Below are 24,386 nucleotides of genomic sequence, written 5' to 3' on the forward strand. Positions count from 1 at the left end.
AAAAACAGGTGGCGTCCTTGAGGGCGCGGCCACGGAGCGCCTCGCCCATCCCGAGGCTCGGAGAAAGATCGCCATGCACCGCTATCGCAGCCACACCTGCGCCGCCCTGCGCCCGTCCGAGGTCGGCCAGACCGTTCGCCTGTCGGGCTGGGTCCACCGCGTGCGAGACCATGGCGGGCTTCTGTTCATCGACTTGCGCGATCACTACGGCCTGACGCAGATCGTCGTAGACCCCGAGTCCCCGGCCTTCAAGACCGCCGAGACGGTGCGCTCGGAATGGGTGATCCGCGTCGACGGCGAGGTGAAGGCCCGCACGCCCGAGACGGTCAACACCAAGCTGCCGACTGGCGAGATCGAGATTTTCGCCCGCGAGATCGAGGTTCTGGCGCAGGCGCAGGAACTGCCGCTGCCGGTCTTCGGCGAGCCGGACTACCCGGAAGACGTGCGCCTCAAATACCGCTTCCTCGATCTGCGCCGCGACACGCTGCACAAGAACATCGTCAAGCGCACGCAGATCATCGCCGCCATGCGCCGCGAAATGTCGGGTGCCGGTTTTGCCGAGTACACGACGCCGATCCTCACGGCCTCCTCGCCGGAAGGGGCGCGCGACTTCCTCGTGCCGAGCCGCATCCATCCCGGCAGTTTCTATGCGCTGCCGCAAGCGCCCCAGCAGTACAAGCAACTTCTGATGGTGGCGGGCTTCGACCGCTACTTCCAGATCGCGCCCTGCTTCCGCGACGAGGACCCCCGCGCCGACCGCCTGCCGGGCGAGTTCTATCAGCTCGACATGGAGATGAGCTTCGTCACGCAGGACGATGTCTGGAACACGATGACCCCGGTCATCACCCAGATCTTCGAGGAGTTCGCCGAAGGTAAGCCGGTCACCAAGGAGTGGCCGCGCATCGCCTATGACGACGCGATCCGCAAATACGGCTCCGACAAGCCGGACCTGCGCAACCCGATCGAGATGCAGGCCGTCACCGAGCATTTCGCGGGCTCGGGCTTCAAGGTCTTCGCAGGCATGATCGCCGCCAACCCGAAGGTCGAGGTCTGGGCGATCCCGGCCAAGACCGGCGGCAGCCGCGCCTTCTGCGACCGTATGAATTCCTGGGCGCAGGGTCAGGGCCAACCGGGCCTCGGCTACATCTTCTGGCGCAAGGAAGGCGAGACGCTGGAAGGCGCCGGGCCGCTCGCCAAGAATATCGGCCCCGAGCGCACGGACGCGATCCGTGCCCAGCTGGGCCTCGGCGATGGCGATGCCTGCTTCTTCGTCGCCGGCGAGCCCTCGAAGTTCTACAAGTTCGCGGGCGAGGCGCGCACGCGCGCTGGCGAGGAGCTGAACCTCGTCGACCGCGACCGGTTCGAATGCTGCTGGATCGTCGATTTTCCCTTCTTCGAATACAACGAGGACGAGAAGCGGATCGACTTCGCGCACAACCCGTTCTCCATGCCGCAGGGCGGTATGGAAGCGCTGGAGAGCCAGGACCCGCTGACCATCAAGGCCTATCAGTACGATGCGGTGTGCAACGGGTTCGAGATCGCTTCCGGCTCGATCCGCAACCAGTCGCCCGATCTGATGGTCAAGGCCTTCGAGATGGTCGGCCTGTCGAAGCAGGACGTCGAGGATCGCTTCGGCGGCATGTACCGCGCGTTCCAGTACGGCGCTCCCCCTCATGGCGGCTGCGCCTTCGGCATCGACCGGGTGGTGATGCTTCTGTGCGGCGCCAAGAACCTGCGCGAGATCACGCTGTTCCCGATGAACCAGCAGGCCTTCGATCTCCTGATGAACGCGCCGTCCCCGGCCGCGCCGCAGCAACTGCGCGAGCTTCAGCTTCGCCCGATGCCGCAGGCCCCCAAGCCCTGAGCCGGCCTCTTCCATGATCGACGAAAAAGGGCGCTTCTGCGCCCTTTTTCATGCCGCCCGCGCCGCGAAGGGAAAGGCGCCGACTGCCTCCCACGGGCCGCCGCGATAGCGCCAGAGACGAAGGCCCGTGCCCAAGCCTTCGAAGGGCTGAAAGCCCGCGCGCAGCGCCTCCAGAAGGTTGCGCGCCTCGTCCGGCGAAACCTTGTTCTGCACCGTCACATGCGGGCGAAACCCTTGCGCGTCCTGCGGGGTGAGCCAGTGTTTCCACTCGGCTGCAAGGCCGCAGCGCAGCACCAGAAGCCCGTCGCAATCCACCTCGTAGGCTACGCCTCGTCCGAGTGAGCGAAGCCCGGGCACGGTGAACGGCAGCGCGTCCGTTCGGGCGGCCAGCGTGGAGAGATGGCGGACGATGCCAGGCTCCTCCGCGCCGGGCAGGGCATGGAACAGCGTGAGATGCGCGGCGAGGACGTTGCGCTCAGGCGGAAAGAAGCGGCGGCGCTCGGTGTCGAAGCGCTGGAAGCTCGCCGGGTCCATGTCGAGCGTCAGAATAAGGGGTGCGTCGGTCATCCCATCCGAACGCAAACGCCGCGCCCGGTTTCCCGGACGCGGCGTCATGTCTCCCAAAGCCGGAAAGGTTTAGTTGCCCGAACGCACCGACAGGTTCAGGACCTGCGGCAAGGTCTGCGGTGCGCCCATGGCCGCGCCCAGGATCTGCGTCGCGGGAATGGGGTTCTGCGGAGCGATCGAGATGTTGAGCGTGCGCGGGTTCTGCAGGAAGTCCCGCACAGCCGCCGTCACCTGCGCCTGGAACTCGGGGTTCTGCAGATAGGCCAGGGCCAGCGGTAGGGCGCTGACCAACTGGTCCACCAGCTCCGGCCGAGTCTGTTTGTTCTGAGCCGAATAGTAGTCGAGCAGCTTCCCGGTCAGCGAGCGGTCCGTGAAGGAAAGCTCGGCCGAGCGAAGGTAGAGCTGCGAGATCAGGCCGATCACTGCCATACCCGTTCCGTCACTGGCGCCCTGCGAGGCCTTCATCTGGTCGGACAGCTGCGCGAGGGACTGGATGAAGCTCGGCGTGTAGCCGGTGATCGTGTAGGAGAAGGACAGGGCGCCGGCATTGTCGACCTCCAGCTGCAGCGGATCAAGCGTCAGCGCGCCGGTCGCCGGGTCCCAGGCGCCCGAGCCGGTGAGATCGCCGGTGAGCTGGGGATAGCCGAGCGCCACGAGAGGCGAGGGGTCGGGGCCATCGCTCGCGGCCGTGGCGTCCAGCAGGAAGCGCCCGATGCCGAAATTGGCGCGATATCCACCGCCCGCCGTCGGGAGATTCTCGACCCGGCCGTTCTCGACGGTCGCGACGGTCTTGCCCTGCCGCTCCACCGCGACATTGTTGATCTGCGCGCGGTCGAAGAAGATCGGCGAGAGGGCGGCCGCCTTGTCGTTGGTGCCCTTGATCTGGATGCCCTCGGCGGCGATTCCCGAAAGGGTGACGCGCGTGCCGTCCTCGCTCTGGTCGACATCGGCAAGCTGCACGCGGGCGACGCGCCAGCCGTCCGGCGTCGAGCCCGTCACGGTTTCGAAGCGAATGTCCCCGAGCGAAACGGGCTGCGCGCCCTCGCCCTTCGGCGTGACCTGCGCGCCCTTGAGAACCACGTCGTCGTCGTCCGTGGAAACGCCGGTATAGGCGAGGGTCGTGGACTGGTCGGCCATGACCGCTTTCAGTCGATCGGCGAAGGCCTGCCCATCCACTGCGAAGGCCGACGAGGAACCGGCGAGCACCAGGGCGAGACCCGCCAGAAGGCTGCGGGAGCGCGAAGCAGTCATGAAGGAGACACCCTTTCGAACGGATCAACGAGGCATCGCGCCGGCACGGGGCGGCCCTGGCTGATGCAAAGCATGAACTCGGCCGTAATATGGCCGATTCCACCGCAAGTGTAAGCCCGCGCCCGGGCTTTGTCTTCCCATGGTTGCCGACCCCGGCGGCAGGCTCTGGTCCCGATTTGTTCTTCCCTTGTTCGCGGCCGGGCTTTGCGGTAACGAGCCCGCATGGGCAAGCCTGTGGATCCTCCCGCCAACGGCGGCGACATCGAACCGATCGACCTCAAGACGGCGCTGGAAGAGCGCTATCTCGCCTACGCGCTATCGACCATCATGGGTCGCGCGCTGCCGGACGTGCGCGACGGGTTGAAGCCGGTGCATCGACGCATCGTTCACGCCATGCGCGTTCTGAAGCTCGACCCCGACCAGGGCTACAAGAAATGCGCCCGCATCGTCGGCGATGTGATGGGCAAGTTCCATCCTCATGGCGACGCCTCGATCTACGACGCGCTTGTGCGCCTCGCGCAGGACTTCTCGATCCGCTATCCCCTGATCGACGGGCAGGGCAATTTCGGCAATATCGACGGGGATAGCGCGGCCGCGATGCGCTACACCGAAGCGCGAATGACGGAGGTGGCGACGCTCCTCCTGCGCGGCATCGACGAGAACGCCGTCGACTTCAAGCCGACCTACAACGAGGAGGACGAGGAGCCGATCGTTCTCCCCGGCGCCTTCCCCAATCTCCTGGCCAATGGCGCGTCGGGCATCGCCGTGGGCATGGCGACCTCGATCCCGCCGCACAACGCGGCCGAAATCTGCGACGCGGCGCTCAAGCTCATCGAGCAGCCCGAGGCCGATCTCGACACGCTGCTGCGTTTCATCCAGGGGCCGGACTTTCCGACCGGCGGCGTCGTGGTGGACGGGCCGGAGGTGATCCGCGAGGCCTACGCGACGGGGCGCGGCTCGTTCCGCGTGCGCGCCAAGTGGGAGCGCGAGGAGCAGGGGCGCGGCGGTTATGTCGTGGTGGTCACCGAAATTCCGTTCCAGGTGCAGAAGTCGCGGCTGATCGAGAAGATCGCCGACCTGCTCATGGCCAAGAAGCTGCCGCTTCTCGCCGACATTCGCGACGAATCGGCCGAGGACGTGCGCGTCGTGCTGGAGCCCAAATCCCGCACGGTCGACCCCGAACTCCTGATGGAATCGCTGTTTCGTCTGACCGACCTGGAATCGCGCATCCCGCTGAACATGAACGTCCTGTCGGGTGGCAAGGTGCCGAAGGTCCTGTCGCTGAAGGAGGTGCTGACCGAATGGCTGGCGCATCAGCGCGAGGTGCTGATCCGCCGTTCGCAGCATCGGCTCGACCAGATCGAGCGACGGCTGGAAATCCTGGCCGGCTACATCATCGCCTTCCTGAATCTCGACGAGGTGATCCGCATCATCCGCGAGGAGGACGAACCCAAGCAGGTCATGATGCGGACCTTCGAGCTCAGCGACATGCAGGCCGAGGCGATTCTCAACATGCGCCTGCGCTCGCTGCGCAAGCTGGAGGAGTTCGAGCTGAAGCGCGAGTTCGACCAGCTTTCGGAGGAGCGCGCCGACAAGCAGGCGTTGCTCGCCTCGGCGGAGCTGCAATGGCAGCGCGTCGCCGGCGAGATCCGCGAGGTCCGCGAGACCTTCTCCAAGAAGACCAAGCTCGGCAAGCGCCGCACGGTCTATGCCGACGCGCCCGAGCGCTCGCTGGACGACATCGCCGTCGCCTTGATCGAGAAGGAGCCGATCACCGTCGTCCTGTCTCAAAAGGGCTTTTTGCGCGCCATGAAGGGGCACGGGGTCGATCTTTCGACGCTCGGCTTCCGTGAGGGCGATTCGCTGAAATTCGCTTTCCCGGCGCTGACCACCGACAAGCTCGTGTTCCTATCCACCAACGGCCGCGCCTTCACGCTGTCGGCCGACAAGCTGCCGGGCGGGCGCGGGCAGGGCGATCCGATGCGCCTTCTGATCGAGCTGGAGGACGACCAGGATCTCGTGCTCGGCTTCGTCGCCGACCCCGCGCAGAAGCGCCTTCTGGCCTCGACCGACGGCAACGGCTTCGTCGTGCCGGAGGTCGAACTGGTGTCGGGCACGCGCAAGGGCAAGCAGGTGCTGAACGTCGGTGAGCCGGCGCGCCTCGCCAAGGCCGAGCGCATCACCGGCGACATGGTGGCCGTGGTGGGCGAGAACCGCAAGATGGTGGTCTTCCCGCTGGCGCAGGTGCCGGAAATGCTGCGTGGTAAGGGCGTGCGCCTCCAGCGTTACGCCGACGGCGGGCTGCTCGACGTCAAGATCTTCAGCTTGGCGGAAGGGCTGACCTGGACCGACACGGCCGGTCGCCAGCACCAGCGCTCGGAAGCCGATCTCTTGGAATGGCGCGGCGACAGGGCGCAGGCCGGACGCCTCGTTCCCAAGGGCTTCCCGAAGAGCGGCCGCTTCACCTGATCGGCGGGACCGCAGTTGGCTCGGCGGGCGCCTCGAGGCTCGCCGGCTGGCGCTGGGCCTGCGGGTCGTAGCGCTCCCAACCCTTGGGCAGGAGATGCTCCTGCGGCTGGTAGCGGATCTTGTAGTCCATCTTGCGGGACCCATCGACCCAATAGCCGAGATAGAGATAGGGCAGACCCATCTCGCGCGCCCGCTCGATATGGTCGAGGATCATGAAGGTCCCCAGGCTCCGGTCGGCCTCATCCGGGTCGAAATAGGAATAGACCATCGACAGGCCGTCGCCCATCACGTCGGTCAGGGCCACGGCCTTCAGGTCGCCGTCCGAGCGCGTGGAGAAGGCGGAGTCCGGCCCCTTGAGGCGATACTGGATCAGCCGCGTGTCGACCTGGCTGTCTTCCACCATCATGGCGTAGTCGAGCACCGACATTTCCGACATGCCGCCATGGGTGTGACGCGCGTCGAGATAGCGGCGGAACAAGGCATATTGCTCGGAGGTCGGCTCCGCCTCGGCCATGCGGCCGACCAGATCGGAATTCGTCTGGCGGACGCGCTTCATCGACTTGGTCGGCCGGAACTCGTCCACCAGAATGCGAATCGAGATGCAGGCCCGGCAGCGTTCGCAGGCCGGGCGATAGGCGATGTTCTGCGAGCGGCGGAATCCGCCTTGAGTCAGGAGATCCAAAAGATCGGGCGCCCTGTGTCCGACAAGGTGGGTGAACACCTTCCGCTCGAGCTGGCCGGGAAGATAGGGGCAGGTCGAAGGCGAGGTCAGGAAGAACTGCGGGGTCTGGGGATGCGCCGTCATGGATCTGCGACCGCCTCGTCGTCTGTCCGCCGGCGCAAGAAGCGCGCCGGCCTGTCATACCAATGTGAGACCTGACGCACGTGTTGGAAAGACCGTAAGGGACGGCCTTTCCGACGCAGGGACTCTCAGCCCCGACGCACCACCACGGTTCCGAGCAGGAGGTCCTGCAACAGCTGCTTGCGCGGCGTGAAAAGCGCTACCAGCACGATGAAGCCCGAGGTCAGAGCGCCGGCCGCCCAGAAGAGGATGCTGTGCGCGGCGCCCAGCGCCGGGTCCACCGGCTTGCCGTCCAGCCGCTCCAGTCGCAGGTCGAACATCCGCATGCCGGGCGTCGCTTGCGACGCGCCGCCGAGCGTGAAGGTCACGTAGGGCAGCGCCACCAGCGGAAAGAGAATCGCATAGAGCATCCACCCAAGACCCAGCGTCAGCACGCCGAGAAGGCCGATTACGAAGACGGCGGGGACGCAGAGCATCAGGACGATGGTGTAGTCCACCAGAAAGGCCAGGCTCCGGCGCGTGCGCACGCTGCGATAGGCGCGCGGCTCATCGAGCCAGGTGGAGGCGGGATTGTAGGTGGCGGTGTTGCTCATGGGCGCGGGGTTCCAATGTCCTTCGCTCTAGGAAATGGGAACCCCGCCGCCGAAACTCAACAGGCGCGGCGCTGCGGAAACGGGTTCAGCGCTGCTGGAGCGCCTCGGCGACGCGCGGCGAGAAATAGCTGAGGATGCCGCTGGCGCCGGCGCGCTTGAAGGCCCGGAGCGATTCGAACATCGCCCGGTCGCCGTCGATCCAGCCATTCTCGGCCGCCGCCATGATCACGGAATATTCGCCCGAGGTCTGGTAGGCGAAGGTCGGCATGCGGAATTCCTCGACCAGCTTGGCGAGAATGTCGAGATAGGGCAGGCCGGGCTTCACCATGATCATGTCGGCGCCCTCGGCAATGTCCTGCGCGGCCTCGCGCAAAGCCTCGTCGCGATTGCCCATGTCCATCTGATAGGTGCGCTTGTCGCCCTTCAGCGCACCGGTGGAGCCGACGGCGTCCCGGAACGGGCCGTAGAAGGCCGATGCGTATTTGGCGGCATAGGACATGATCATCGTGTCGCGCAGCCCCGCGCCGTCCAGCGCCGAGCGGATGCAGGCGACGCGCCCGTCCATCATGTCGGACGGCCCGATAATGTCGCAGCCCGCCTCGGCCTGCACCAGGGCCTGCCGGCAGAGAACCTCGACCGACTCGTCGTTGAGAATGCGCCCCGCCCGAACCAGCCCGTCATGGCCGTGGCTGGTATAGGGATCGAGCGCGACGTCGCAGAGAATGCCGATCTCGGGGACGGCGGCCTTGATGGCGCGCGTGGCGCGGCACACGAGATTGTCGGGGTTCAGCGCCTGCGTGCCGTTTTCGTCGCGAAGGTCCGGGTTGGTGAAGGGGAACAGGGCGATCACGGGAATGCCGAGCCCGGCCGCGCGCTCGGCCGCATCGACGCAGCCACGCACGGAATAGCGGAACACGCCGGGCATGGAGCGCACGGGCTCCGGCTCACCTTCGCCTTCGCGCACGAAGATCGGCCAGATCAGGTCGTTGACGCCGACATCGCTTTCTCGCACGAGGCGGCGAACCCATTCCGTCTGGCGCAGGCGTCGAAGGCGCGTGCCGCCGGTGACCTGATCGATGGTGCGCGAAAGCGTGATGTCGTTCTTCATGTCGGGCCGCTCATGCTGATGTCGGGCAAACAGGCGTCGGAGAAGGGGGCGAAGGCCTGCCTCGAACTCTCACGGCTTCTTTAGCGGCCGGACCCGCCTGACGAAACCGTGCACCGGGAAAAATCGCGTCCGCCCTGCCATCCCGCCGGGATATGGTCTACCTCTGGCGCAAGGCGGACCGAGTTTGAAGGTCGGCCGCGAGACGGGACAGATGCATGGCAGTAGCGAGTTTCGACGTTTCGAGCGTCCGTCGGGGAGGTGACGGACGCCAGCGATGACGATCGAACCCTTCAAACAGGACCGCGAGAAGACGCTGAACCGGGCCCTGACGGTCTGGCTTTGCCGGATCGCGGGGCTTGCCCTGTTCGGCATGGGCCTCTTCTACTGGGCGCGGCTGATCGGCGTGTTCGACGGGCCGCTCTGGCGCTTCGACCTGATGCCCGTCTGGTGGCGCTTCGCGGCGCCGACGCTGGCGGTGCTCTATCCCGTGGCCGGCATCGGCCTTTGGATGTTGGCCTCCTGGGGATCGGTGATCTGGGTGCTGCTTACCCTGGTCGAGGGGACCATGCATTTCGCCTTTCCGCAGCTGTTCGGCGCCGACATTCTGCCGGTTTCGCTGAACCTCACGGGGCTGGCGCTGCTCGCGATGCTCCGCATCGTCGCCTACTTCGAATCGCGGCGACAGTCCTGACGAAATTCGACCGAACACGGTTAGGGCTTGTTAAGCAACAATCGTAAACGGCCAAGGCTAGATTTCGTTAACGCCGACGTTTAAGTCGAATTTTAGAGGGGTTCTGTAGCTTGGGACACAAGAAGAGGTCGAAAGAGACCTACGCCAAGCAACAACGGAGCCGTTCTCATGTCATCGACGCCCGCCCGCCGCGAGATTCAGCCCCCGGTCGAGAAGGTGGAACTGAAGTCGCTCTATCTCGAAACGCTCCAGCTGGTGGAACGCCTGCACCGCAGGCTCCTTGACGTTATCAAGGACGAGTTCGATCGCAACGGGCGCACCGACATCAACGCCGTCCAGGCCCTGCTCCTGTTCAATATCGGCGACGCGGTCCTGACCGCCGGCGAGCTGCGCTCGCGCGGCTTTTATCTCGGCTCGAACGTGTCCTACAATCTGAAGAAGCTGGTTGAGCTGGGCTTCATCGACCACCAGAAGTCTCGCGTCGATCGCCGCGCGGTGCGCGTCTCGCTCACCAAGGCCGGCCGCGAAGTCGCCGAAATCGTCGCCGAGCTTTACGATCGCCACATCGGCTCGATCGACAAGGTGGGCGGGCTCGACGAGGGGGAGTTTCAGAAGATGAACAAGTCCCTCCAGCGCCTCGACCGCTTCTGGAACGATTCGATCATGTATCGCCTGTAAGGCGTGCGGGACGGGCACGTCCTCCAGTCCGTGCCTCTTGCAACTTGCCCTGCGACCGGCCTCCCGGTTGCAGGGCCTTTCCATGTTAGAAGCCCGGGTCTCCGGGGCGTTTGGGCAACAGGGCGCCAAACTCTTGAGCGGGGCGCCGCCTCGTCGCCTTTGATCCACGCTTTCGCCCTATTTCGATGCGCTTTCAAGGCCATGTCACTCGCGGCCTTCCGCTCGCGAGTTCGTGTGCCGCCTGTTTCCGGTTGGTTTACCACGCGGCCCTTATGGAAGGGTCTGCGCGAACGGGCGAGAAACGTATCGAGGGGATTTCATGACGAAGAGCAGGTCCGACCGGGTGCTTGAAGGCATGTCGCGGCGCCGTTTCCTGGCGGGTGCGGCGACCGCGGCCGGGGCGGCGGCCTTTGCCGGGACGGCGCGCGCCCAAAGCGCGCTCGACGGCGTTCTGGCCGCGCCCAATCGCGGAGGCTGGACGGACCAGTTCGACACGCGCGCCGCCAGCGTGCGCAACGTCGCCTCGTATCAGCCGGTCTTCTCGCCCAACACGATCTCGGCCATGCAGTCGGCGGTCGGCCATTATCAGCAGATCGTCTCGGCCGGCGGCTGGCCCAGCGTACCGGCCGAAGGCAAGATGGAGATCGGCGCGCAGGGGCAGGCCGTCGCCGCGCTTCGCCAGCGTCTGGCCGTGTCTGGCGATCTCGACCGCCAGGCCGGCGGCTCCACCGCCTTCGACACCTATGTCGACGCCGCCGTGAAGCGCTTCCAGGCGCGCCACGGACTACCGGCGGACGGCGCTGTGGGCGAATACACGTTCAAGGCCTTGAACGTGCCCGCCGACGTGCGCCTGAACCAACTCTACAAGAACATCGATCGTCTTCAGAAGATTCAGCTGGATCCCGGCCGCTTCGTGATGGTCAACATTCCCGCGGCAGCCATCGAGGCGGTCGAGAACGGCCGCGTCGTGCAGCGCCACACGGCGGTGGTGGGCAAGATCGACCGGCAGACGCCGATCCTCGATTCCAAGATCACCAATCTCAACCTCAATCCCTACTGGCATGCGCCGGCCTCGATCGTCCGCAAGGACATCATCCCGCTCATGCAGAAGGACCCGACCTATCTCACGCGCAACGACATCGTGATCTACGGTCCCGATGGCGGCGTGATTCCACCGGAGTCGATCAACTGGCATTCCGAGGAGGCGGTGAAATACCTGTTCCGCCAGAATCCGGGTCGGATGAACGCCATGTCCTCGGTGAAGATCAACTTCCCGAATCCCTATTCCGTCTACATGCACGACACGCCGCAGCAGAGCGTCTTCTCGCAGCTCATGCGCTTCGAGTCGTCGGGCTGCGTGCGCGTCCAGAACGTGCGCGATCTCATCGTCTGGCTGGCGCGTGACACGCCGGGCTGGGACCGCGCCGCGATCGAGAAGACCATCTCGGCCCGAACGCGCCAGGATGTGAACTTCACCAACCCGGTGCCGCTGCACTTCACTTATCTGACGGCCTGGGCGACCGAGCCGACGGTGGTGCAGTTCCGCGACGACATCTACCATCTCGACGGCGACGCGCAGCTCGCCATGAACCGGCTTCAGACCACCGCCTATTCGGCGGGCGAGCAGGCAAGCGCCGACCTGCCTTACTGAATGCGGGCACAAGGATAAAGGCGACGCCGGGCTGAAAAGCCCGGCTTTTTTACTTGCGCGCCAGACGGTTGGCCACGTCGCGGGAACATGGTAAGGCGCCGAACTCAGCCGGAGAAGATCGTTTCCGGCCGCGATCAGGAGGTCTCAATGTCGCAAGCCCATGCCCTGGACACGTCGACCCGTCACGACCCGTTCTTCAGCGACGGCATCGCGACGCTGGACCCCGATCTCTTCGCTGCCATGCGCGACGAACTGCATCGCCAGCAGCACGAGATCGAACTCATCGCCTCGGAGAACATCGTCTCCCGCGCCGTCCTGGAAGCGCAGGGCTCGGTTCTCACCAACAAATACGCCGAGGGCTATCCCGGGCGCCGTTACTATGGCGGCTGCGAGTTCGTCGACGTGGTGGAGCAGCTGGCGATCGACCGCGCCAAGCAGCTGTTCAACTGCGGCTTCGCCAACGTGCAGCCCAACAGCGGCAGCCAGGCCAACCAGGCCGTGCTCATGGCGCTGTCCAAGCCCGGCGCGACGATTCTCGGCATGAGCCTCGACGCGGGCGGCCACCTCACGCACGGTGCCAAGCCCAATCTTTCCGGCCGCTGGTTCAACGCCGTTCAGTACGGGCTGGATCTTTCGACCGGCCTGATCGACTACGATCAGGTCGAGCGTCTCGCGCATGAGCACAAGCCCGACATCATCATCGCCGGCGGCTCGGCCTATTCGCGCCAGATCGATTTCGCCCGCTTCCGCCAGATCGCGGATGCTGTTGGGGCCTTCTTCTGGGTGGACATGGCGCATTTCGCCGGCCTCGTGGCCGGTGGCCAGCATCCCAGCCCGTTCCCGCACGCCCATGTCGCGACGTCCACGACGCACAAGACCCTGCGCGGACCGCGCGGCGGCCTGGTGGTGACGAACGACGAGGACATCGCCAAGAAGATCAATTCCGCGATCTTCCCCGGCCTGCAGGGCGGTCCGCTCATGCATGTGATCGCCGGCAAGGCCGTGGCCTTCGGCGAGGCCCTGCAGCCGAGCTACCGCACCTACATCAAGGCCGTGGTGGACAATGCGCGGGCGCTGGCCGGCGTGCTGCGCGAGGGTGGCCTCGACATCGTATCGGGCGGCACGGACACGCATCTGATGCTGGTGGACCTGCGCCCGAAGATGCTGACGGGCAAGGTCTCGGAAACCGCGCTCGGCCGGGCCGCGATCACCTGCAACAAGAACGGCGTTCCCAACGATCCGGAAAAGCCGACCATCACGTCCGGCATCCGAGTCGGCACCCCGGCGGCGACGACGCGCGGCTTCGGCGTCGCGGAGTTCGAGGAGGTCGGGCGCCTGATCGTCGAAGTGCTGGACGGCCTGAAGGCGGCGAACTCGGAAGAGGGCAATGCCACGATCGAGGCCGGGGTGAAGGCGAAGGTCGAGGCTTTGACCGCGCGCTTCCCCATCTATTCCAGCCTCGGCTGACGGCGCTTCATGCGCTGTCCCTTCTGCGGATCGCAGGACAGCCAGGTGAAGGACTCGCGCCCCGCCGAGGATGGCGGGGCGATTCGTCGCCGGCGGGTCTGCCCCGATTGCAACGGGCGCTTCACCACGTTCGAGCGCGTGCAGCTGCGCGAGCTCATGGTGGTGAAGAAGTCCGGCCGGCGCGTGCCGTTCGAGCGCGACAAGCTGGCGCGCTCCGTCCACACCGCGATGCGCAAGCGCCCGGTGGACACGGAGCGCGTCGAGCGTCTGATCTCCGGCATCGTGCGCCAGCTCGAATCGAGCGGCGAGACCGACATTCCCTCCGAGCTGATCGGCCGCCTCGTGATGGACGCCCTCCGTCATTTCGATGATGTGGCCTATGTCCGCTTCGCTTCGGTCTATCGCGACTTTCGCGAGGCGCGCGATTTTGAATCGGTGATCGAGGAGTTGAAGAGCGACCCGATCGTCTCCGCCGAAGATGAACGGTCCTGAGGTGGCGAGGGCGGCCGACGAGCGATGGATGGCGGCCGCCATCCGACTCTCGAGCCGCCATGTCGGACTGACCGCCGACAACCCGTCCGTCGGCGCCATCATCGTGGCGCCGGATGGTCGCGTCGTCGGGCGCGGCGTCACGGCGCCGGGCGGACGCCCGCATGCCGAGCGTGTGGCGCTGGCGCAGGCTGGATCGGCCGCGCACGGCGCGACCGCTTATGTCACGCTGGAGCCCTGCGCCCATCATGGACGCAGCCCGCCTTGCGCCGAGGCCTTGATCGAGGCCGGGATCGCCCGGGTCATCTTTGCCGCGTCCGATCCCGATCCGCGTGTCGACGGGCGCGGCGCCGCCATGCTTCGTGCCGCCGATGTGGAGGTCGAGCAGTGTCCGGCCGGCACTGAGGGCGAACGGCCCTTCGAGGGCTTCCTGTCGCGCCTGCGCCTCGCGCGTCCCTTCGTGACCCTCAAAATGGCCGTGTCGGCGGACGGATTCGTCGGCCGTGTCGGCGAAGGGCAGGTCGCGATTTCGGGGTCGATCGCTCGCCGGCAGACGCATCTTCTTCGGGCGGAAAACGACGCGATTCTGATCGGCGCCGGCACGGCCCTTGCCGATCGCCCGCTTCTGACCTGCCGGCTGCCGGGGCTTGAGTCGCGCTCGCCGCGCCGCATCGTGCTCGACCGCCGCTTGCGACTGCCTCTCGATCACCCACTTGTGGAAACGGCGGGCCTCGTGCCGACGCTGATCGCGACGGGCGAAACCGAGGCGGCGCGCCTCGATCCGTTCAAGGCGAAGGGCTGCACGATCTTGCCCCTGACTGAGGGCGGTTTGGGGGACTTCCTGGCAAGCCTCGTTCCGCTCGGGATCTCCTCCCTGCTGTTGGAGGGAGGGCCGCTCCTGGCGGAGGCTTTCCTTCGCGCCGATCTCGTGGACCGCGTGGTTTCGGTTCGTTCCGAGCGCGCGATCGGCGGGCCAGGCATTCCCGTGCCGGCGCAACTTGCCTCGTTTGGCGGCTTCACGCCCGAGCGAAGCGAAGAGTTTGGACCCGATCGCTGGGTCGAATGGAAAAGGACGAGAGTCTGATGTTTACCGGAATCGTATCCGATGTGGGGCGCGTCGTTTCCACGGAGGCGCTGGACGAGGGAAGACGCTTCCGGGTCGAGACGGTCTACGATCCCGAAACCATCCTGATCGGCGCCTCCATCAGCTGTTCCGGCGTCTGCCTCACCGTGACCAAGCTGCCGGAAACCGGCACCAACAGCCGTTGGTTCGAGATGGAAGCCTGGGAAGAGGCGCTGCGCCTCACCACCGCCGGCACCTGGGCGGAAGGCACGCGGCTCAATCTGGAGCGCGCGCTGAAGGTCGGCGACGAACTCGGCGGCCATCTCGTGTCCGGCCATGTCGACGGGCAGGCCAGCATCGTCGCGCGGCAGGACGAAGGCGAGGCCGTTCGTTTTACGCTGGAGGCGCCGCCGCATCTGTCGCGCTACGTCGCCCCTAAGGGCTCGGTCTGCCTCGACGGCACGTCGCTGACGGTGAACGGGGTGGAGGGCGATCGCTTCGACGTGCTCCTCATTCGCCACTCGCTCGAAGTAACCACTTGGGGTGAAAAGCAGGTTGGCGATTCGGTGAACCTTGAGGTGGACCAGATTGCACGCTATGCCGAGCGTCTGTTCGGCGCCGGCCGGCCCGCCTGATCGCGGGTCGCCCTGGCGCCCCATGAGTTCAGGGCCGATCGGCTATGCCGGCCGGCCCTTGCATTTGTTGGAAATTCGCGTGCCGACCCGGTCCCTCCCGTAGCCGAGCGTCGCCGCTTTGCTCATTGGAAGGTCCTCGCCCATGTCCGCGCCGCATATCCTAATCGTCGAAGCCCGGTTCTACGACCACCTCGCAGACTTCCTGCTGGAAGGCGCCAAGGCGCATCTCGACGCGGCAGGCGCGACCTATGACGTCGTGACCGTTCCCGGCGCGCTGGAGATTCCGGCTGCCATCGCCTTCGCGCTGGCCGGCGCGGAAGAGGGCGGGCGCGATTTCGACGGGTTCGTCGCGCTCGGCTCCGTGCTGCGCGGCGAGACCTATCACTTCGAGGTTGTTTCCAACGAATCCAGCCGCGCCATCATGGATCTGACGGTGCAGGATGGCGTCGCCATCGGCAACGGCATCCTGACGGTCGAGAACGAGGAGCAAGCCCTCGAGCGGGCCCGGCCCGATCGCAAGAACAAGGGCGCGGCGGCAGCCGAAGCGGCGCTGACCATGATCGCCCTTCGCCAGCGATTCGGGGCCTGATCGATGTCCGACCCCCAGAACGTCCGCCCCGCGAACAAGCGCGGCGCCGCCCGCCTCGCCGCCGTTCAAGCGCTCTACCAGATGGATGTTGGCGGAACGAGCCTCCTGGAAACCGTGGCGGAATACGAGTCCTTCCGTCTTGGACAGGAGCTCGACGGCGACACCTATCGCGAGGCGGATGCCGCCTGGTTTCGCGACATCGTCTCGGGCGTCGTGCGCGCGCAGACCACGATCGATCCGCTGATTCATTCCTCGCTGACCTCCGACTGGCCGCTGTCGCGCCTCGACACGACGCTGCGCGCCATCCTGCGCGCGGGCACCTACGAGGTGACGAGCCGCAAGGACGTGCCGACCGCCGTGATCGTCAGCGAATATGTCGACATCGCCAAGGCCTTCTACAGCGAAGACGAGCCGCGCCTCGTGAACGCGGTGCTCGACCGCGTGGCGCGCCGTTCGCGCGGCGAAGGCCGGGGGCAGGAAGCCCGCGCGGTGGACTGATCGGGCGGGGAGGCCGAGCCTCCCTCAAACCGCTTTCTCATCGAATCGCAAAAAAGGCCGCGCGGCACGAAGCCGGCGGCCTTTTTCGTGGGAGGAAGGCGGCTTCACGCCGCCCAGTGGTCGTTCAGCGTCCCGGCGAAACGCTCGACTTGCCGAGCTTGTCCAGAATGTCGCCACCGCTCGGGCCGCTGTCGGACAGGATCGAGCCAAGGAAGCTGGTGTCGCGTCCGCCGGTCGGCGTGGTGCGCGAGATGAAGTCGAACAGGCGACCGTTCTCGAGCCCGTAATTGGCGATGCGATCGACCGTGTTGTTCTTGCTGAAGTAGATCGCCAGCACCCGCTGCTCGACAAGGCGCGGGTTCATGAAGGCGACCGGGCGGACGCGCTTCTGAGAGATGTAGTAGAACACTTCGTTGTCGAAGGTCGCCGTGGTGGAGGGCGTGCCGAGCGCCAGCAGCACCTGCTCGCGGCTCGATCCGACGGGGACCTGCGCGAGTGTCTGCTCGTCGACAATGTAGCCCTGATTGTAGACCTGCGAGGTCTGGCAGGCGCCGAGCGCCAGGCTGGCGCCCAGTCCGGCCACCAGAGCCACGCAACGCAAAGGTCTTTTCTGTTCGCTCACGCTGGCGCTACTCCCCCGGACGCATAAGGCACACTTCGCCGCATAGGCCCGACTTGGTCGGAAATTGAGGCAATTGCCCCTGAAAAACATGGCGTCTTGGTAAAGCACCTTGGGAAACGTTGCAATCGCGCCGCGCCCGTGCGAACCGGATTGAGGATCAGGAAAAAGGGGGCGGAATGCTCGAAGCCTTCCGTCGCAGGCGTCGGAACCGGGTGGTCGTCGAGGCGATCTGGGAACAGGTCGTCGCCCGGGCGCGTCGTGCCTATCGCTTCGAGGCGGGCGGCCTTCCCGACACGGTGATGGGCCGCTTCGAATCCCTGTGCATCGAGGTGTTTCTTCTGCTGCGTCGCTGCGGCGAGGAGCCCGCGCTCTCGGCGCTGTCGCAGGATCTGGTAGACCGGTTCATGACCGATCTCGACCATTCGCTGCGCGAGATCGGCATCGGCTATCTCGCCGTGCCCAAGCGGATGCGGGCGTTGGCGGCGCGATTCTATTCCCGCGTCGGCGCCATGGAAGGGCCGCTTTCGGCAGGTGATAGGTCGGCTCTTGCAGAGGTCCTGCGGGCTGGAGCCTTCGTCGACGCCCCGGGCGGGCGCCCGGATGCGGCACCCGACCTCGCTCACCATATGATGGAAGAGGCGACGTGGTACGCCGCCATCCCCACCGACCGGCTTCTGGCCGGACGACTTGAGTCTCAGAACGGAACGAACGCTCCATGAACCGCCCCGACCCGATCCTCGAGCCGGCCCCTCTCAAGCTGGAGGTCGCCGTCACCAAGCTGCCGCAGAACGGGATGCCGGTTCGGTTCGAGGCGAGCGCGGACGAACGCGCGGCTCTCGCGAATCTACTCGGCATCCTGTCCGTCGAGAAGCTGGAGGCCGATCTCACGGTTCGCCGCTGGAAGCGCGACGGCGTCGAGGTCGATGGCCGGTTCAAGGCCGAGGTGACGCAGGCCTGCGTCGTCACCACCGACCCCGTCCGGGAAAAGATGGACGAGCGGGTCGAGGTGATCTTCGTGCCTGAAGGCTCGCGGCTGTCGCGCATCGCGCCGCAGGACGATGGCGAGCTGCATCTCGACCCGGAAGGCGCCGATATCCCCGAGACCTTCACCGGCGACCGGATCGATCTCGGGGCCTATCTCACGGAGATCGTCGGTCTGGCGCTCGATCCCTATCCTCGCTCCGAGGGCGTGGAGTTTGAGGAGATCGACACGGACCCCGAGCCGGATGGAGGGCGGATTTCCCCCTTCGCCGCGCTCAGCCAGCTCAAGACGCCCAAATGAATTCGGGCGGCGCCCGCGAGCGCCGCCAGCTGCGAGGGCGCGCGATCGCGCCTGTTTCTAAGGCCGGCCGGATGCCGGATTGTTGAAAGCGAGCCAATCTTGGATTCGAAAGCCTCCATCACTCTCGCCCTGGATGCCATGGGCGGCGACCACGGGCCCGAAGTGGTCCTGGCAGGAGCGCAGATCGCCCTGGAGCGCCACCCCGATGTCCGCTTCATTCTGTTCGGGCAGGAAGAGGCGGTGCGCCCGGTTCTGGCGCGCCTGCCCAAGCTCAGCGAACGTTCGGTCTTCCATCACTGCGACGTTTCCATCCGCATGGACGACAAGCCGTCTCAGGCGCTGCGCCAGGGGCGTAACAAGTCCTCCATGTGGAAGACCATCGAGGCCGTGAAGACGGGCGAGGCGGATGTCGCGGTATCGGCCGGCAACACTGGCGCGCTCATGGCCATGGCCAAGTTCTGCCTGCGCACCATGGCCAATATCGAGCGGCCGGCCATCGCCGCCATCTGGCCAACCATCCGGGGCGAGAGCATCGTGCTCGACGTGGGAGCGACGATCGGCGCCGACTCGCAGCAGCTCATCGACTTCTCGGTGATGGGCGCGGCCATGGCTCGCGCGCTCTTCCATATCGAGCGGCCGACTGTCGGCCTCCTCAATATCGGCGTGGAAGAGGTGAAGGGCCAGGACGACGTCAAAGAAGCCGGCCGTCTCCTGAAGGAAACGCCGATCGCAGGCCTCGAATATCGCGGCTTCGTGGAAGGCACCGATCTCGGCAAGGGCACGGTGGACGTCGTCGTCACCGAAGGCTTCACCGGCAATATCGCGCTCAAGACGGCGGAAGGCACCGCCAAGCAGATCGCCTCCTATCTTCGCGCGGCGATGACGCGGACCTGGATGGCTAAGATCGGCTATCTCTTCGCCAAGAGCGCGTTCGACCGGCTTCGCGACAAGATGGACCCCAACAAGGTCAATGGCGGCGTGTTCCTGGGCCTGAACGGCGTCGTCATCAAGAGCCACGGAAGCTCCGACGCGGAAGGCACGGCGGCGGCGATTGACGTGGCCTATGCCATGGCGGCCAACGGATTGCTGGCCAAGATCGAGGCCGACATCAGCGACGTCTACACGCAGGTCGCCGCGGCGGCCGAGTTGGGAGCGCTCGCCGCCTCCGAATCGAAAGAAGCGCTTCAATGACAGTCACCCGTTCCGTGATCCTGGGCACTGGCTCCTCGCTGCCGCGCCGCCTGATGCCCAATGCCGAGATGGAAGCGCTGGTCGACACGAGCGATGAGTGGATCCAGCAGCGCACCGGCATCCGCCAGCGCTATATCGCGGGCGAAGGCGAGACCACGGTCTCGCTCGGCGAGGGGGCGGCGCGCCAAGCCCTGGAGGCCGCCGGCCTCAAGCCCACCGACATCGATTTGATCATCGTGGCGACCGCCACGCCCGACAACACCTTTCCCGCCTCGGCCGTGCAGATCCAGCGCCGGCTCGGCATCACGGCCGGCTACGCCTTCGATATGCAGGCCGTGTGCAGCGGCTTCGTCTATGCGCTCACCACGGCCGACCTGCATCTGCGCTCGGGGCTGGCGCGCCGCGCGCTGGTGATCGGCGCCGAAACCTTCAGCCGCATCCTCGACTGGACCGACCGCACGACCTGCGTCCTTTTCGGCGACGGTGCGGCGGCGGTGGTTCTGGAGCGGCGCGAGGAAGCCGAGGAGGCGGGGCGAGGGGTGCTCACCGCCAAGCTGCGCTCGGACGGCAACCATTTCGAAAAGCTCTATGTCGATGGCGGCCCCTCCTCCACCGGGACGATCGGCCATCTTCGGATGGAAGGGCGCGAGGTCTTCAAGCATGCGGTCGGCATGATCACCGACGTGGTGGAGGATTCCTTCGCAACGCTCGGCATCTCGGCCGAGGATGTCGACTGGTTCGTGCCGCATCAGGCAAACCGGCGGATCATCGACGCTTCGGCCAAGAAGCTCGGCATCGCGCCGGAGAAGGTGGTGGTGACGGTGGACCGGCACGGCAACACCTCCGCCGCCTCCATTCCTCTGGCGCTGGACGTCGCCTGCCGCGACGGCCGCATCAAACAGGGCGATCTCGTGCTGCTCGAAGCGATGGGCGGCGGCTTCACCTGGGGCGCGGTGGTCGTCCGCTGGTAAGCTGACGGCTTGATTGCGCTACGGTTTTCGGTATTTTCGATCAGCAGGGCGAACCGTTCCCGATTGGCTTTGGGGGCATGGGACGGTGGCGCGCTTGGCAGTTGAGCAGGGGAAGCGCATGGGAGACAGGACGTTGACGCGGGCCGATCTCGCCGAGGCGGTGTTCCGGAAGATCGGCCTCTCGCGAACCGAGTCGGCCTATCTCGTGGAATCGGTTCTGGAAGAAATCTGCACGACGATCGCCAAGGGCGAGGCCGTGAAGATCTCGTCCTTCGGCTCCTTCCTCGTGCGCAGCAAGAACGAGCGCGTGGGCCGCAACCCCAAGACCGGCGAGGAAGTGCCGATCTCGCCGCGCCGCGTTGCGGTGTTCAAGCCGTCCAATGTCATGAAGGACCGCATCCTCGCGGCGCATGACCGGCGCAGCGGCACCGCCCAGCCGGTTCTGAAGGCCGCTGAGTGATGGCGCGCGCGGGATGACCGACAAGAGCGCCGACGCATTTCGAACCATCAGCGAAGTCGCGGAAGATCTCGACCTGCCGCAGCATGTGCTGCGCTTCTGGGAAACGCGTTTCCCGCAGATCCGGCCGATGAAGCGCGGCGGGGGCCGCCGCTATTATCGCCCGGACGATGTCGAGCTGCTCAAGGGCATCCGGTATCTCCTCTATGTCCGTGGGTTCACGATCCGTGGCGTTCAGCGCATCCTGAGAGAAAGCGGACCGCGCGCCGTCATGGCGATCGGCGGCGGCGATCTTAGCGGCCTAGAGCGTCTTCAGTCCGGCCGCGCCGGCGTCGGGGCGCATTCCGAGCCGGACGAAACCGACGAGACCGCAGACGAATCCATGCCAGTCTACGTGCCGGAAAAGCCGCGTGGCGGCCTGTCCAACCTTCTGCGGCGTGAACGCGAAGGCGACATCCTCGTCGGTTCGCCCGCTCTGTCCGGCGACGCCGCCACACGCCTCAACGGCGTGATTCTCGAGCTTCTGGAACTCAAGCGGCTGCTCGATCAGGTCCGCTGACGGCAGTGGGTCTCGCGTCGAGACCCGCCATGGCGCTTTGCGCGTTTCCCATCTCTGCCATAGCTTTTGCGCGTGCGCCATGGCGCCTGCGCCAGATGTCCGTTGGCTGCAGACCTGGTTTTGTGGGCCGCCGATGCACCGCCTCACTGCAGCCGGATAGCGCAGCCAAGAGCAATTCGACCTTTCCCCGGTTTCTCACCGTTGGTTCGAACAAGGCGCCGAAATCGCTTGCTTTCGAGAGCCCCATCTTCTACGGAGTTCATCAGTCGGAGCGTAGCGCAGCCTGGTAGCGCACCTGAATGGGGTTCAGGGGGTCGGAGGTTCGAATCCTCTCGCTCCGACCACTTCTCCGAAAATCCCTTGCTCGTTGTATCGAATGTTCGCAGGCGTTTTCGTAGACGTGCTAGCGAATGTAATGACGGTTTGAAGCGTTCCCGTCGCAAACCCTGCGACCGATGCGCGCTCGTGAAACCCGGTCGGCCCTTTAGACATTCGGCTTGCGTGATCAACAGTCGGCGTCGGCTTCTTTCAGTCGTGTCCGGTCGAGCCGAGTGGCGTTTCATGCTCAAGCCCTATCCCCGCAAGGGGCCTTTTCCGAATCGTGCCGATCTCGGATATCTCCCGCTTTGCGCCTATGCTGCCCTGGGCGATGGCCGGTCCGTCGCGCTTTCGGGCGCCGACGGCTCTATCGACTGGTGGTGCGTCCCCAATCTCGACTCGCCGCCGATGTTTGATCGACTTCTGGCGGAAGGTGAGGGCGGCTCGTTCTCCATCACGCCGACGGAGCCCTTCTCCGTCGAACGCGGCTATCGCGAGGGCAGCAATGTCCACGAGACGATCTTCACCACCGCCGGCGGGCGGGCGGTTCTGACCGAATCAGTCAACACGGGCCCGGGTGGTCGTTTACCCTGGTGCGAACTGGCCCGGCGGGTCGAAGGGCTGGATGGCTCCGTTGAGTTCCGAGTCCGCTTGCGGTTCAGCACGCGGGCCAATTCAATCTGCCCCTACTTCTCCCGCAACGACAACGCGACGACCTTTCATGCCGGAGACGTTCTCGGCCTCTTCCGCCATTCCAATGGCGTGGAAATGGTCGAGGAGGGCGACGACGGGATCGAGGCGCGGTTCCGCGTCGAGGCGGGCAGGCGAGAGATCGTCGCCATCCTGGCCGGCCAGAACGAACCGCTGGTCGTCGCGACCATGGAGGAGATCGATCGGCGCATCGATGTCTCCGATAAGGAGTGGCGCGAGTGGTCGGAGGAGATTGGTTACGACGGCAAGTTCGCGCCCGAGGTCATGCGCAGCGCGCTGGCGCTGAAATTCCTGCTCTATTCTCCGACCGGCGCGATTGCCGCCGCCGCCACGACCTCGCTTCCCGAGGGCATCGGCAATCACAAGAACTACGACTACCGCTACGCCTGGGTGCGCGACGCCTCCTACACGATCAAGGCCTTCCTTCGGATCGGCGCCAAGTCCGAGGCCAAGGCTGCCTTCACTTGGCTTATCCATCGCCTGGAGGAGCATGGGCCGCAGGTCTGCTACGAACTGAACGGCAAGCTGGTCGAGGACGTCACCGAGATCGATCTCCCGGGCTATCGCGACAGCCGCCCCGTCGTGCGCGGCAATCAGGCGGCCGGCCAGCTCCAGCTCGGCGTCTTCGGCGATATTTTCGAAACGGCGGCTCGCTTCGTCGCGGACGGGCATATCATCGATCCCCACAGCGCCGAGGTCCTGGCGCGCATGGCCGATATCTGCGCCGACAGCTGGCGCAAGAAGGACGCCGGCATCTGGGAGTTGGAAGAGACCGAACACTACACGATGTCGAAGATCAGCGCATGGCAGGGCATGGCGCGCGCTGCCGAGTTGGCCGGCGGCGGCCATCTTCCCTCCACCTGCAAGCCGCGCTGGGAGCGCACGCGCGATCGCATCGCCGAGTGGATCGATCAGAATTGCTGGAGCGAGGAGAAGCAGTCCTATCTCTTCTTCCCCGGCAGCGACGCCTATGACGCCTCCCTGGCCTTGGCCGTGCGTTTCGGCTTCGACGGGCAGGATCGGCTGGAGAAGACGATTCGCGCCATAGACCGCAACCTGTCCGCCGGTCCGTTCCACTACCGCTACAATGGCGTCGAAGAGGATGAGGGCTGTTTCCTGGCCTGTTCCTTATGGATCTGCGAGGCGCTGGCGCTTCTCGGCCACCGCGAAGAAGCCGAATCGCGCTTCCGAGCATTGCTGGATGGCCTGGACCTCGGCTCCGGCATCTATAGCGAGATGATCGATCCCGAGAAGCGCACCTTCCTCGGCAACATGCCGCAAGGCCTGACGCATCTCGCACTGATCCAGACGGCCGCCACCTTGTCAGGCAATGAGATCTAGCGGGCTTGATAGGGTTCTGCGGATCGCATGTTCCGTGAAACCCAAGGTCGGTTTGAAGGAGATATGGCTGGGGCGCCTGGATTCGAACCAGGGGATGGCGGTACCAAAAACCGCTGCCTTACCGCTTGGCTACGCCCCAAGACCGACGGCAAGTCCGCGCTCTCTATAGTCGGGCGCGGGCGTGCTGGCAACAGGGCGAGCGCCGATCAGATGGCGAGGCGAGGGCGGATCGAGCTCGTTCGAAATTCCGTCCGACGAGCGCGGAAAGGTGTTGCGTACTCATCTGCGTTTGGCTATATCCCCGCTCGGCCACGGAGTGTAGCGCAGCCTGGTAGCGCACCTCGTTCGGGACGAGGGGGTCGCAGGTTCAAATCCTGCCACTCCGACCATTCATCCAAGGCTTTCAGCGTTTCATCCCGGTTAAACGCTACTGAATTCCTTGGAACATTTCCAAGTTTATTCGAGCTGCCTCTCCATACTCCGTATTGTTAACGGCGATTTTGTCGTCAAGCCAACACG

Annotated in this window: 24 protein-coding genes and 3 tRNA genes; 20 read left to right on the top strand and 7 right to left on the bottom strand. The window is 65.6% G+C overall.

Annotated features, from left to right (window positions below; genetic code table 11):
- Positions 1-73: 73 nt before the first annotated feature.
- Positions 74-1,864, top strand: coding sequence for an aspartate--tRNA ligase (gene aspS, locus AUL32_RS14270; RefSeq protein ID WP_062116101.1), 1,791 nt, complete (start codon positions 74-76; stop codon positions 1,862-1,864).
- Between the two features lie 48 nt (positions 1,865-1,912).
- On the opposite strand, the gene AUL32_RS14275 is transcribed toward aspS, so the two are convergent.
- Both AUL32_RS14275 and AUL32_RS14280 read right to left on the bottom strand, forming a co-directional pair.
- Entirely contained in the window at positions 1,913-2,431 is a 519-nt protein-coding gene (locus AUL32_RS14275) for a 2'-5' RNA ligase family protein (protein ID WP_082659676.1), read from the bottom strand.
- 69 nt (positions 2,432-2,500) lie between these two features.
- On the bottom strand, positions 2,501-3,682 hold the full coding sequence (locus tag AUL32_RS14280; RefSeq protein ID WP_062116107.1) for a hypothetical protein: 1,182 nt from the start codon (positions 3,680-3,682) through the stop codon (positions 2,501-2,503).
- A 222-nt stretch (positions 3,683-3,904) separates the two neighbouring features.
- On the opposite strand from AUL32_RS14280, the gene parC reads away from it, so the two are divergent.
- Positions 3,905-6,151, top strand: coding sequence for a DNA topoisomerase IV subunit A (gene parC / locus AUL32_RS14285; RefSeq protein WP_062116110.1), 2,247 nt, complete (start codon positions 3,905-3,907; stop codon positions 6,149-6,151).
- Here the strand turns inward: parC and AUL32_RS14290 are convergent.
- The 3 genes from AUL32_RS14290 to hemB all read right to left on the bottom strand — a co-directional run bounded on the left by AUL32_RS14290 (position 6,144) and on the right by hemB (position 8,654).
- The gene (locus AUL32_RS14290) at positions 6,144-6,956 is read right to left on the bottom strand and encodes an arginyltransferase (protein ID WP_062116113.1); all 813 of its coding nucleotides are present in this window, start codon (positions 6,954-6,956) and stop codon (positions 6,144-6,146) included. The genes parC and AUL32_RS14290 overlap by 8 nt on opposite strands.
- Positions 6,957-7,081: 125 nt before the next feature.
- Complete coding sequence (locus AUL32_RS14295; RefSeq protein ID WP_062116116.1) at positions 7,082-7,546, bottom strand: RDD family protein; 465 nt, start codon at positions 7,544-7,546, stop codon at positions 7,082-7,084.
- Between the two features lie 85 nt (positions 7,547-7,631).
- Entirely contained in the window at positions 7,632-8,654 is a 1,023-nt protein-coding gene (gene hemB / locus AUL32_RS14300) for a porphobilinogen synthase (RefSeq protein WP_062116119.1), read from the bottom strand.
- Between the two features lie 274 nt (positions 8,655-8,928).
- On the opposite strand from hemB, the gene AUL32_RS14305 reads away from it, so the two are divergent.
- The 9 genes from AUL32_RS14305 to nusB all read left to right on the top strand — a co-directional run bounded on the left by AUL32_RS14305 (position 8,929) and on the right by nusB (position 16,415).
- The gene (locus AUL32_RS14305; RefSeq protein ID WP_062116121.1) at positions 8,929-9,345 is read left to right on the top strand and encodes a DUF6163 family protein; all 417 of its coding nucleotides are present in this window, start codon (positions 8,929-8,931) and stop codon (positions 9,343-9,345) included.
- Positions 9,346-9,513: 168 nt separating this feature from the next.
- A complete protein-coding gene (ldtR, locus tag AUL32_RS14310) occupies positions 9,514-10,023 on the top strand; it encodes a transcriptional regulator LdtR (RefSeq protein WP_061976365.1) in 510 nt (169 codons plus the stop codon).
- 319 nt (positions 10,024-10,342) lie between these two features.
- Positions 10,343-11,674 (top strand): L,D-transpeptidase family protein, encoded by a 1,332-nt coding sequence (locus AUL32_RS14315; protein ID WP_061976364.1) that lies wholly within the window; start codon positions 10,343-10,345, stop codon positions 11,672-11,674.
- A gap of 147 nt (positions 11,675-11,821) precedes the next feature.
- Positions 11,822-13,141 (top strand): serine hydroxymethyltransferase, encoded by a 1,320-nt coding sequence (gene glyA / locus AUL32_RS14320; protein WP_062116124.1) that lies wholly within the window; start codon positions 11,822-11,824, stop codon positions 13,139-13,141.
- 9 nt (positions 13,142-13,150) lie between these two features.
- Positions 13,151-13,633 carry a transcriptional regulator NrdR gene (gene nrdR / locus AUL32_RS14325; protein WP_062116127.1) on the top strand — a complete coding sequence of 161 codons (483 nt, stop codon included), beginning with the start codon at positions 13,151-13,153 and terminating at the stop codon, positions 13,631-13,633.
- A complete protein-coding gene (gene ribD / locus AUL32_RS14330) occupies positions 13,620-14,714 on the top strand; it encodes a bifunctional diaminohydroxyphosphoribosylaminopyrimidine deaminase/5-amino-6-(5-phosphoribosylamino)uracil reductase RibD (RefSeq protein ID WP_062116130.1) in 1,095 nt (364 codons plus the stop codon). Before nrdR ends, ribD begins: the two co-directional genes overlap by 14 nt.
- Entirely contained in the window at positions 14,714-15,328 is a 615-nt protein-coding gene (locus tag AUL32_RS14335) for a riboflavin synthase (RefSeq protein ID WP_062116864.1), read from the top strand. Before ribD ends, AUL32_RS14335 begins: the two co-directional genes overlap by 1 nt.
- A gap of 142 nt (positions 15,329-15,470) precedes the next feature.
- Positions 15,471-15,917 (top strand): 6,7-dimethyl-8-ribityllumazine synthase, encoded by a 447-nt coding sequence (locus AUL32_RS14340; RefSeq protein WP_061976360.1) that lies wholly within the window; start codon positions 15,471-15,473, stop codon positions 15,915-15,917.
- A gap of 3 nt (positions 15,918-15,920) precedes the next feature.
- On the top strand, positions 15,921-16,415 hold the full coding sequence (gene nusB, locus AUL32_RS14345) for a transcription antitermination factor NusB (protein ID WP_062116133.1): 495 nt from the start codon (positions 15,921-15,923) through the stop codon (positions 16,413-16,415).
- A gap of 124 nt (positions 16,416-16,539) precedes the next feature.
- On the opposite strand, the gene AUL32_RS14350 is transcribed toward nusB, so the two are convergent.
- The gene (locus AUL32_RS14350; protein WP_082639424.1) at positions 16,540-17,016 is read right to left on the bottom strand and encodes an outer membrane protein assembly factor BamE; all 477 of its coding nucleotides are present in this window, start codon (positions 17,014-17,016) and stop codon (positions 16,540-16,542) included.
- Between the two features lie 197 nt (positions 17,017-17,213).
- On the opposite strand from AUL32_RS14350, the gene AUL32_RS14355 reads away from it, so the two are divergent.
- The 8 genes from AUL32_RS14355 (at position 17,214) to AUL32_RS14390 (ending at position 23,867) form a co-directional block, all read left to right on the top strand.
- On the top strand, positions 17,214-17,756 hold the full coding sequence (locus AUL32_RS14355; protein ID WP_062116136.1) for a ubiquinol-cytochrome C chaperone family protein: 543 nt from the start codon (positions 17,214-17,216) through the stop codon (positions 17,754-17,756).
- Positions 17,753-18,319: a YceD family protein gene (locus AUL32_RS14360; protein WP_062116139.1), complete on the top strand. Its 567-nt coding sequence runs from the start codon at positions 17,753-17,755 to the stop codon at positions 18,317-18,319. Before AUL32_RS14355 ends, AUL32_RS14360 begins: the two co-directional genes overlap by 4 nt.
- 138 nt (positions 18,320-18,457) lie before the next feature.
- Positions 18,458-19,510: a phosphate acyltransferase PlsX gene (plsX, locus tag AUL32_RS14365; RefSeq protein WP_062116867.1), complete on the top strand. Its 1,053-nt coding sequence runs from the start codon at positions 18,458-18,460 to the stop codon at positions 19,508-19,510.
- On the top strand, positions 19,507-20,481 hold the full coding sequence (locus AUL32_RS14370) for a beta-ketoacyl-ACP synthase III (protein WP_062116142.1): 975 nt from the start codon (positions 19,507-19,509) through the stop codon (positions 20,479-20,481). The genes plsX and AUL32_RS14370 overlap by 4 nt, the downstream gene beginning before the upstream one ends.
- 118 nt (positions 20,482-20,599) lie before the next feature.
- Positions 20,600-20,941: an integration host factor subunit alpha gene (locus AUL32_RS14375; RefSeq protein WP_061976354.1), complete on the top strand. Its 342-nt coding sequence runs from the start codon at positions 20,600-20,602 to the stop codon at positions 20,939-20,941.
- Between the two features lie 13 nt (positions 20,942-20,954).
- Positions 20,955-21,497, top strand: a complete 543-nt coding sequence (locus AUL32_RS14380) for a MerR family transcriptional regulator (protein WP_062116145.1) — start codon at positions 20,955-20,957, stop codon at positions 21,495-21,497.
- Between the two features lie 267 nt (positions 21,498-21,764).
- Positions 21,765-21,841, top strand: a tRNA-Pro gene (locus AUL32_RS14385).
- Positions 21,842-22,058: 217 nt separating this feature from the next.
- Entirely contained in the window at positions 22,059-23,867 is a 1,809-nt protein-coding gene (locus tag AUL32_RS14390) for a glycoside hydrolase family 15 protein (RefSeq protein ID WP_062116148.1), read from the top strand.
- 64 nt (positions 23,868-23,931) lie between these two features.
- Here AUL32_RS14390 and AUL32_RS14395 read toward each other — a convergent pair.
- Positions 23,932-24,006 (bottom strand) — tRNA-Gln (locus AUL32_RS14395).
- 173 nt (positions 24,007-24,179) lie between these two features.
- Here AUL32_RS14395 and AUL32_RS14400 point away from each other — a divergent pair.
- Positions 24,180-24,256: transfer RNA gene (locus tag AUL32_RS14400), tRNA-Pro, on the top strand.
- Positions 24,257-24,386: the final 130 nt, after the last annotated feature.

Source organism: Aureimonas sp. AU40 (assembly GCF_001463785.1).
Lineage (GTDB): Bacteria > Pseudomonadota > Alphaproteobacteria > Rhizobiales > Rhizobiaceae > Aureimonas.